Genomic DNA, 4,044 nt, shown 5'->3' on the forward strand with positions numbered 1-4,044 from the left:
GGAGCCCGCGCCCGGCCTGCGCGTGCCGGACCCCGGTGCTCTTGGTGCCGGGGCGGGCAAGCCGGCGGTGCTGAGCGCCGATGCCACGGCGGTCGGGCCCGGCGCCGGTGTCAGGTTTCACCCGACGCCCTCGCCGGCGACCTTCACGAGTGCCTGCGTGCCGATCACCGCCAGCAGCGCCAGCCGTTCGGCGTCCTCGGTGCCGGGTTCGGCCGTGTAGACCATGATCCGCAGATCGCTGCCCGCGACGCTGAGCACGTCGCAGTCCAGCGTCAGCGATCCCACCTGCGGGTGGTCGATGGTCTTGCGCGAGGCCTCCTGGTGTCCCACCGCGCCGGAGTCCCACAGCTCGGCGAACCGCTCGCTGTTGCCGCGCAGATCGGCGATCAGACGCCGCAGCCGCAGATCCGCCGGGTAGCGGCTCGCCGCCGCCCGCAGGTCGGAGACGACCGCGGTCTCCAACGCCTGCCGGGATTCCGGCGTGTGGCGGACCCGGCTGCCCGAGCCGAGGAAGTTCCGCCACGCCCCGTTGTGCTCCTTGCCGTGCCGTTCACCCATCAGCGCGGTGTAGAGCGGATTGGCCAGCAGCAGCGTCCACGCCGCGTCGTAGACCGCGACGGGTGTGCCGGTCAGCCGGTCCAGCATCCGTTGCACGCTCGCCGTGATGTAGGCGGGCACCGTGCCGCGTCCCGGTGCTACCAGCCCGGCGACCCGGAACAGATGCTCACGTTCCTCCGCGTTCAGTCGCAGCGCCCGCCCCAGCGCCTCGACGACCTGCTCCGACGGGTTGGCCGCCCGGCCCTGTTCGAGGCGGGTGACATAGTCGACCGAGATCCCGGCCAGCAGCGCCAGCTCCTCCCGGCGCAGTCCGGCCGCGCGCCGATGGCCGCCCGTCGGCAGGCCGGCCGCCTCCGGCGGGACCCGGTCACGCCAGCGCCGCACCGTCCGCCCGAACTCCGTGGTCGCCATGCCACCACTGTGCACCGTCCCGCCCACGGGTGCCTGGTACCGGCAGTCCCAGGAAGACCGGACGCCTGGCTGACGGCATCGCCGCGCAGCATCGTGGAGGCATGACCACGACACTGATCACCGGAGCGAACAAGGGGCTCGGCTTCGAGACCGCCCGTCGACTCATCGCCGCAGGCCACACCGTGTACATCGGCAGCCGGGACCCCGAGCGCGGGCGTCGCGCCGCCGAGCGGTTGGGCGCGCGGCCGGTCGTCATCGACATCACCGACGACGCCTCGGTCGCCGCGGCGGCGAGGACCGTCGAGGCCGACGGCGGCCTGGACGTGCTGGTCAACAACGCCGGCGTGGAGGAGCGGGCCGAGGACAACGGCATCATCGGTGCGCCGGACGTCACCGCAGACCTGATGCGGAGCACGTTCGAGACCAACGTCTTCGGCACGGTACGCGTCACCCATGCGTTCCTCCCGCTGCTGCAGCGCTCCGCCGCCCCCGTCATCGTGAACCTCAGCAGCGGCCTGGCCTCGCTCACCCGCGTCACCACCGCCGGCACCCCCACCTACGCGTACCCCGGCGTCGCCTACCCGGCTTCCAAGGCCGCCGTCAACATGATCACCGTGCAGTACGCCAAGGCGTTCCCGCACATGCGCATCAACGCCGTCGAGCCCGGCTTCACCAAGACGGACCTCAACGGCAACACCGGCATCCAGACCGTCGAACAGGGTGCCGAGATCATCGTCCGCATGGCCGGCCTCACCCCGGACGGCCCCACCGGCACCTACACCGACGCCGAAGGCCCGCTGCCCTGGTAACCGCCCCACCCCCGACGGCGGCCCCGGCCGACGATCACGTCTTCGCCCTGCAGGAGCGTGTGCTCCAGCCCGCACCTTGGGACTCCGCCTCCGGGCCGAGCCCATGCCGTCAACCCCCGCCCATGGCAGTGTCGTTAGGCTGCCCGGATGCAGACAGACGTGCCCCTGTCCCCGGTCAAGGCGCTTCCGGGGCCTCCGGGGCGGCCGGCGTGGCTGACCGAGACGCACCGGTGCGTCATCGACGCGCTGCTGGCCCTGATCCTGGCCGCCGCCACGCTGTCGTTCGCCTACCAGTACCACCCGCCGGGCTGGCCGCCGTTCGACCGGACCGCCGCCGCCCTCTGCCTGGTGGTCAACCTGCCGCTGGCCGTCCGCCGCCTCGCCCCGGTGGGTGTCCTGCTGGTCTCGTGCGCGGCGCTTCTGGCCTACACCGTCGGCGGGTACCAGCCGTCGGCCAACATCTGGGCGCCGCTGTTCGCCGTCTTCACCCTCGCCGCCCGGCGTCCGACCCGTACCTCGGTGGCCGGCGCCTGTTTCGCGGCGCCCGTCTGGCTGTGCAGCGCGATGGCCACGAAGGTGGTCTCCCCGGACGTGGCGCTCGCCCAGGTGGTGCTCGGGGTCGGGACGGCCTGGGCGTTCGGCCTGACGCTGCGGATCCTGGGCGAGCGGAACCTCCAACTCGCCGCACTGACCTTGCGGTTGCAGCACGAGCAGGCCGCCAGGATGCGGCACGCGCTGACCGAGGAACGGCTGCGGATCGCCCGCGAGCTGCACGATGTGATTGCCCATCACATCTCGGTCGTCGCGGTGCAGGCCGGTCTGGCGGGCTACGTGTTCGAGAGCGATCCCACCACGGCACGCTCGGCCCTCGACACGATCGCGGGCAGCAGCCGGGAGGCCCTGGAGGAGATGCGCGGACTCCTCCACGTCCTGCGGGTGCCGCCCGAGGAACCGGACGGCGGGAGCGGGCGGCCGGAGGAGCCCGCGCCGGGGCTGGCCCGGTTGCCGGCGCTGATCGAGCGGGTCGAGGCGGCCGGGCTGACCGTCGAGCTGACGGTGGCCGGCGAGCCGTACCCGCTCGCACCCGGCCCGGACCTCGGCGCCTACCGGGTCGTGCAGGAGGCGCTCACCAACGTGCTGAAGCACGCCGGCCCGGCCGACGTGCGACTGTCCCTGGACTACCGGCCCGGCCGGCTGTCGGTCGGCGTCCGCGACGGCGGCCCGACGGCCCGCGGCGGCGCGCCCGTCCCGCCCGGCGTCAGCGGCGGTCACGGGCTCATCGGCATGCGCGAACGGGTCGAGGCCCACGGTGGTATGTTGCGTGCGGGCTCGCTGCCCGACGGGGGGTTCGAGGTGGTGTTCACCCTGCCGGGACCGGGCGCCGGGTCCGCGGGGGGCGGCCCCGATCGCGGGTAGGGGAGAACCGGCGCATGACCACCGTGCTCGTGGTGGACGACCAGATCCTCGTGCGGGCCGGGCTGGCCGCCCTGATCCACGCGGCGCCCGGCCTCGACGTGTGCGGACAGGCCGCCGACGGGGAACAGGCCATCGCGCTCGCGGCCCGATTACGGCCCGACGTGGTCCTGATGGACATCCGGATGCCGGACGTCGACGGCATCACCGCCACCGAACGGATCCTCGCGCAGGCCGCGGATCCGTTGCCCAGAGTCCTCGTCCTGACCACGTTCGACCTCGACGAGTACGTCTACGGGGCCCTGCGGGTCGGCGCCAGCGGCTTCCTGCTCAAGGAGACCCCGCCGGAGCGGCTGCTCACCGCGATCGAGGTCGTCGCCGGCGGCGACATGCTCTTCGCCCCCAGCGTCACCTGCCGCCTGATCGAGGCGTACGCCCACCGGATCGGCCAGGAAGCCGACGCGCCAACGGAGTTGGATCCGCTCACCGCGCGCGAACTCGACGTGCTGCAACTCGTCGGCGCGGGCCTCGGCAACTCCGAGATCGCCGACGAACTGGCGGTGACCGTCGGCACGGTGAAGACCCACCTCAACCGCATCATGACCAAGGTGGGCATCTCCAGCCGCGCCCAGGCCGTCGTCCTCGCCTACGAGAGCGGCCTGATCACCCCGCGGCGCGCCCTCCCGGGATAGGCCCGCCCGCGGTACGGAGTCTCGGAGTCCGGGACGAGCAGGACGCGCAGCTCGGCCTGGGCGCGTTCGACGTTCGGACCGGTCCCTGGGGCCACCACCGCCGGACTCGTTTGCGCCGGGGGTCCGGCGCGTTGGTCAGCCCCCCGTACGACCCGGTGGAG

Annotated in this window: 4 protein-coding genes; 3 read left to right on the plus strand and 1 reads right to left on the minus strand. The window is 73.2% G+C overall.

All coding sequences use genetic code 11. The features are described 5' to 3' along the window. Window positions 1-117: 117 nt before the first annotated feature. Complete coding sequence (locus ACFV4F_RS38765; protein WP_380509918.1) at window positions 118-969, minus strand: helix-turn-helix transcriptional regulator; 852 nt, start codon at window positions 967-969, stop codon at window positions 118-120. A gap of 101 nt (window positions 970-1,070) precedes the next feature. Here ACFV4F_RS38765 and ACFV4F_RS38770 point away from each other — a divergent pair, with 101 nt between their 5' ends. From ACFV4F_RS38770 to ACFV4F_RS38780, 3 genes are all read left to right on the plus strand, one after another. Further along, a complete protein-coding gene (locus ACFV4F_RS38770) occupies window positions 1,071-1,778 on the plus strand; it encodes an SDR family oxidoreductase (protein WP_380509921.1) in 708 nt (235 codons plus the stop codon). 147 nt (window positions 1,779-1,925) lie between these two features. Then, the gene (locus ACFV4F_RS38775) at window positions 1,926-3,194 is read left to right on the plus strand and encodes a sensor histidine kinase (protein WP_380509924.1); all 1,269 of its coding nucleotides are present in this window, start codon (window positions 1,926-1,928) and stop codon (window positions 3,192-3,194) included. 14 nt (window positions 3,195-3,208) lie between these two features. Continuing rightward, the gene (locus tag ACFV4F_RS38780; protein ID WP_380490483.1) at window positions 3,209-3,883 is read left to right on the plus strand and encodes a response regulator; all 675 of its coding nucleotides are present in this window, start codon (window positions 3,209-3,211) and stop codon (window positions 3,881-3,883) included. Window positions 3,884-4,044 lie beyond the last annotated feature (161 nt).

The organism is Kitasatospora sp. NPDC059722, from assembly GCF_042733235.1.
GTDB lineage: Bacteria > Actinomycetota > Actinomycetes > Streptomycetales > Streptomycetaceae > Kitasatospora.

Bases quoted from the DNA above. Each gene is read 5' to 3' on its own strand.
- ACFV4F_RS38765 (WP_380509918.1), bottom strand. From the start codon at position 969: ATGGCGACCACGGAGTTCGGGCGGACGGTGCGGCGCTGGCGTGACCGG.
- ACFV4F_RS38770 (WP_380509921.1), top strand. From the start codon at position 1,071: ATGACCACGACACTGATCACCGGAGCGAACAAGGGGCTCGGCTTCGAG.
- ACFV4F_RS38775 (WP_380509924.1), top strand. From the start codon at position 1,926: ATGCAGACAGACGTGCCCCTGTCCCCGGTCAAGGCGCTTCCGGGGCCT.
- ACFV4F_RS38780 (WP_380490483.1), top strand. From the start codon at position 3,209: ATGACCACCGTGCTCGTGGTGGACGACCAGATCCTCGTGCGGGCCGGG.